Genomic DNA, 4254 nt, shown 5'->3' with positions numbered 1-4254 from the left:
AGGGAACACCATTGCCTGGGAACGCCAGCAGATCGCGGACTCCTCGACGAAACGAGAACCACGCTCGCCGACATCGACGCCGCCGAACAGCGCCTCGACGATGGGCTGTACGGAACCTGCACGATCTGCGGTCTCAAGATCGCGGGCGAGCGTCTGGATGCACTGCCAGCCACGCCGATCTGCGTCGGTTGTGCCGGCTGAACATCTGGCCACTCACATCGAGTGGGACCTGGCCAGCGACGAACAGCTGGTTGCCAACAGTGTCGGCGCAGCGATGGCTCGGCGTGGCAGCGCACGACATCGTCGATCGATCCCGCCGATCACGGCTTGACCCACGCCGCAGGAGCCGAGGCGACGTGAGGCGGCCCGTCGAGATGCTCGCCGACGGCGCCTGCGTACTCGAGATACTCGGGTGTCCGCAGGAATGCTGCGGCGTCATCGGCAGTCCGGTAGAGCTGGAATGCACGGATCACGTCCGGCTCGTCAACGGGAAGCGTGTAGACGTAGGCAAGGTGATTCGGGTTGGCGGTGATCGCTGGCTTCATGATTTTGTTCCAGAGTGCTTCAGCGCTGGATCGTTGACCCGGTTTGGTGCGGTGGGTGATGAACACGGCGTGAGCGGTCATGGAGCAGGTCTACCTGGCTGCCTCGACGGGTTCGTCATGGCCTCCCACGCTGGCAAGCCTCTCGTGATTCGTCGTACCGTTGAACTCGTCGCTGGGAATCTCGCCGGGAGGGCGTCCTCGAAGACCGGCGGCGGATGCGGCGGCAAGGCCGTTCCTGGTCGTCGCTGCCCTCGAGTGCCTGTTCGAGGACTGATTCCCGCTCGGCGTCAGGAAAGATTGAGCATCTAGTCTGTACTGAGGCGAGTTGGAAGTGAAGGCGAGGTACATGGATGTGCGTTCCGCCACCTCGCGTACTCGCCGGGCCTGATCGTGCCGGCGCCGTGAACGACAAAGCCCCTGGCCAGAAAAGCATCTGACCAGGGACTTTGCGTGGAGCGGACGACGGTAATCGAAACCGCATCATCAGCTTGGAAGGCTGAGGTTCTACCGTTGAACTACGTCCGCAAGTGGACTTGAGGATAGCGGGTCACGCTCGTCGCGGCACCGAGAGCCGTCAGGTCAGCAGCACGCGCAGGGTGGTTCTCCACATCGCTGAGATGTCATCGACCGACCGACCGAACGTGCGGTGGAGGAGGTCGTACGAATCCAACCACGTCGTGATCGCGATCGAGTTGGCGATCGCGTCCGCCATGTCGGGCTCCATCGAGGCGAGTTCGGGCGCGAAGTGGGCGCGGATCTGATCGAAATGCAGTTGGAAGATCAGCGTGAGGCCCTGGTCGACCTCGGCGATTTCCTGGGCGCGCGCTCGAGCTGCGAGGCCGAGAAGGTGAGTCCGGTCGAGGGTCACGAGACTTGCGTCGACGAGACGGTCGATCCGCTCGGTCAGCGTCCCCAGCCCGACGTCGGCAACGATGGACAGTGAATGCGATTCACGGAACTCCGTCTCGATCGCGGTCCGGGCCAGATCGTCCAGGTCGTCGAAGTAGCGGAAGACCGATCGGTGCGACAGTTCTGCGCGATCGGCAATCCTGCCAACCGTCGGAGCGAGATCGCCTTCACGAATGAGCTCGATCAGTGAACGAATCACCGCGTCGCGGTTGCGTTGGCGCCGGAGGCTGCGTCCGTCTTCCTTCTCATCCGGTCTCGAGGTGGTCGTCACATTCCCGCTCGTGTCTGGGGGTAACAAGTTCGTCATCGTCATCTTCGTCCTCCCTGAACGCAACGTACCCTTGGGCGGGGACAATCAATCGTCGTGAGCGCAGAACCACCGAGGCCCCAATCGCCTGCATCTGAACAGATCCTCGTCGAGCGGGTCCGGAAACTGTTGGACAAGGCCGCCCGGACCGACAATGAACACGAATCCGAGGTGTTCGCCCGCAAGGCGGCTGAGCTGGTCGCCAGGCATCGGATCGAGCCGGACCGGATCGCGGACCGGTCGTTGCCCGACGACCTGGGGCTGGTCGAGATCGAGGTCGGACGGGGCGCGTACGTGCGCGGACGCCTCGATCTCCTGCTCAACATCGCGGACAGCCACGACGTCCGGATGGTGTATCGGTCCACGCCGCAGGGGAGTGTCGCCACGCTGGCCGGGCGTCGAGCCGACCTTGCGGTCGTGGAGATGATGTACGCATCGCTGCACCAGCAGGTGGCATCCAAGATGGCCGAGCTCCGGGGAGCGACCGGTGCGTCGACCCAACGGCAGCGGCGGGCGTTCCTCTTCGGTTTCTCGAACCGCATCGGTGAGTTGTTGGCCGAGACGCGTGCAAACGTCGAATCGTCGGCCGCCGAGTCCGATGGAACCGACACGACGGCGATCGTGCTGCGTGAGCGACGCGCACGAGTCGACGCGTTCGCGCAGGAATCCTGGGGGAGGGTGCGCTCGGCGTCGGCTCCGTCAGCGGTTCTGGCCGATGGCTTCGCCCGCGGTGTCGCGGCCGCCGAGCGTGTCGATGTCGGCCGAACGCGGCTCGGTGGACGTCGATCGCTCGGCCGCGGGAAACGATGACCGCCGATCGTGATCGAGCTCAGGTGTACGCCGCCGAGCTCGCTGCCTTCGATGGAACCGACCTCGAGCAGATCGTCGGATTCGATGCGGTCGCCGAGGCAGTCGGTGGCGTCGTGGCCGATCCCTGGTGGCCCGGTCTCACGCCGACCGTGCGGTCGATGCGCTCCGATGCCATGTCCTCGGGGACGCGTTGTTCCGTCAGCGGTCCCGATCGCGCGGCGGTGGAGATCGCGATCGCCGCTCCCCAGGCCACGATCGCAACGGGCGCACACGAACTGGCACACGTGCTGGCCGGGGTGGGACACGGGCACGACGCGACGTTCCGGCGCGCCCATCTCGACGTCGTCGGTGTAATCACCAACCTCGAGCGACCGACCGGACGCGGGACATTGCACATCGATCAGTTGCAGAAGGCCTATGAGGCCGTGGGCCTCGCGCCGGGGGAGCGGTCGTGGCCGGAGCCTCCGCGCCTCGGTGGGGCGATCGCGTTGTGAGACGCGGCCGTGCCAGAGTCCGAGCCCGATAGGTTGGCCCGCCACACATACGGGGTGTAGCGCAGCTTGGTTAGCGCGCCTGCTTTGGGAGCAGGAGGCCGGGAGTTCGAATCTCCCCACCCCGACCACGTTGAGCTGGTGTTTTTCAGCTCGGCGTTCGGCTTGACACGCCGTTGTATCATCGATGTATCAGTCCTGGGGCGGCTGAGTATCGATGGGAGCGCCGATGGCGTGGAAGGCAACCGGTCAACCGACGGTCCGCAAGCAGCGCGGGAAGTGGGTCGTGCGCGTCGACGGGATCGACACCGTCACGGGCAAGCACAAGCCGAAACAGCTCGGCACGTACCAGTCCCAGCGTTCGGCCAACGCCGCCGCTCGGGAGTCGCGTGCCGAGGACGTGGCCGTCACCAAGGGAACGGTGAGCTGGCTCGTGCGTCGCTACGTCGCCGGCCGAACCGACATCACACCCAAGGCGCAGGAGCAGTACGCCTGGGCGATTCCGCACATCGAGGCCGGGCTCGGTGCCATCCAACTCTCGATGCTCGACCGCGACGACGTCGCCGGATGGATCGAAGGACTGGCGAACGGCGGCAAGCTGTCGAGGCGATCGGTGCAGATCTGTCGCACGGTGCTCCGGGCGGCGCTGAGCGAGTCGGTCGACGAGGGCCTGATCCCTCGGAGTCCGGCGGCGCGGGTGGGTCTTCCCCGCACGGTGGCGAAGCCGAAGCGCGAGAAGGAGACCGAGACCTGGACGATCGACGAGGTCGAGGCATTCCTCGAAGCGACCTCGTGGCATCGGTGGGCGATCGCGTTCCGGCTGAATGTGCTCTACGGACTGCGGCGGAGCGAGCTGCTCGCGTTGAAGTGGGACGACTTCGATGACGAGGCCGGCACGCTCCGCATCGACGAGAGCCTCGTCGCCGTCCGCTCCGGTGCGTCGTGGAGCAACGCAAAGAACGAACGGTCGCGCCGCACCATCCCGCTCGACGACGAGACGCTGAGGGTGCTCACTCGCCGTCGAGCCGAGCAGGCTGCCGAGCGGCTCGCTGCGGGTGTCGAGTGGGAGGACAACGATCTGATCATCGCCACTCGCCAGGGTGGGCTCGTGCTGCCGAGGTCGTACGACCGGGCGCTCGAACGGTTCGTCCAGCTAGCCGAGCTGCCGAGGTTGACCTCGCATGGCTTGCGC

General features: G+C 65.7%; 6 protein-coding genes and 2 tRNA genes. 5 read left to right on the top strand and 3 right to left on the bottom strand.

Going from position 1 to position 4254, the window contains the following annotated elements; genetic code table 11:
• On the top strand, nt 1-201 hold a 201-nt coding region (locus WBV89_RS15230), incomplete at its 5' end, for a TraR/DksA family transcriptional regulator (RefSeq protein ID WP_423982202.1).
• 119 nt (nt 202-320) lie between these two features.
• On the opposite strand, the gene WBV89_RS15225 is transcribed toward WBV89_RS15230, so the two are convergent.
• The 3 genes from WBV89_RS15225 to WBV89_RS15215 form a co-directional block, all read right to left on the bottom strand.
• The gene (locus tag WBV89_RS15225) at nt 321-626 is read right to left on the bottom strand and encodes a putative quinol monooxygenase (RefSeq protein WP_423982201.1); all 306 of its coding nucleotides are present in this window, start codon (nt 624-626) and stop codon (nt 321-323) included.
• Between the two features lie 370 nt (nt 627-996).
• Nucleotides 997-1070 (bottom strand) — tRNA-Gly (locus WBV89_RS15220).
• Nucleotides 1071-1119: 49 nt separating this feature from the next.
• Entirely contained in the window at nt 1120-1761 is a 642-nt protein-coding gene (locus tag WBV89_RS15215) for a TetR/AcrR family transcriptional regulator (RefSeq protein WP_423982200.1), read from the bottom strand.
• Between the two features lie 57 nt (nt 1762-1818).
• Between WBV89_RS15215 and WBV89_RS15210 the strand changes: the two genes are divergently transcribed.
• From WBV89_RS15210 to WBV89_RS15195, 4 genes are all read left to right on the top strand, one after another.
• The gene (locus tag WBV89_RS15210) at nt 1819-2571 is read left to right on the top strand and encodes a DUF2786 domain-containing protein (RefSeq protein ID WP_423982199.1); all 753 of its coding nucleotides are present in this window, start codon (nt 1819-1821) and stop codon (nt 2569-2571) included.
• Nucleotides 2568-3065, top strand: a complete 498-nt coding sequence (locus tag WBV89_RS15205) for a hypothetical protein (protein ID WP_423982198.1) — start codon at nt 2568-2570, stop codon at nt 3063-3065. The genes WBV89_RS15210 and WBV89_RS15205 overlap by 4 nt, the downstream gene beginning before the upstream one ends.
• Nucleotides 3066-3115: 50 nt before the next feature.
• Nucleotides 3116-3193, top strand: a tRNA-Pro gene (locus WBV89_RS15200).
• 98 nt (nt 3194-3291) lie between these two features.
• Nucleotides 3292-4254: tyrosine-type recombinase/integrase (locus tag WBV89_RS15195; protein WP_423982197.1), on the top strand; the 963-nt coding region annotated here is incomplete at its 3' end.

This window comes from Ilumatobacter sp., assembly GCF_049588435.1.
In the GTDB taxonomy this organism is placed as follows: Bacteria; Actinomycetota; Acidimicrobiia; order Acidimicrobiales; family Ilumatobacteraceae; genus Ilumatobacter_A.
Note: the sequence above shows the minus strand (reverse complement) of the source record. Positions and strands in the feature narration are given on the sequence as shown.

Excerpts from the sequence above, each read along its gene's own strand:
- WBV89_RS15225 (WP_423982201.1), bottom strand. The coding sequence starts at position 626 with ATGACCGCTCACGCCGTGTTCATCACCCACCGCACCAAACCGGGTCAA.
- WBV89_RS15205 (WP_423982198.1), top strand. The coding sequence starts at position 2,568 with ATGACCGCCGATCGTGATCGAGCTCAGGTGTACGCCGCCGAGCTCGCT.
- WBV89_RS15215 (WP_423982200.1), bottom strand. The coding sequence starts at position 1,761 with ATGACGAACTTGTTACCCCCAGACACGAGCGGGAATGTGACGACCACC.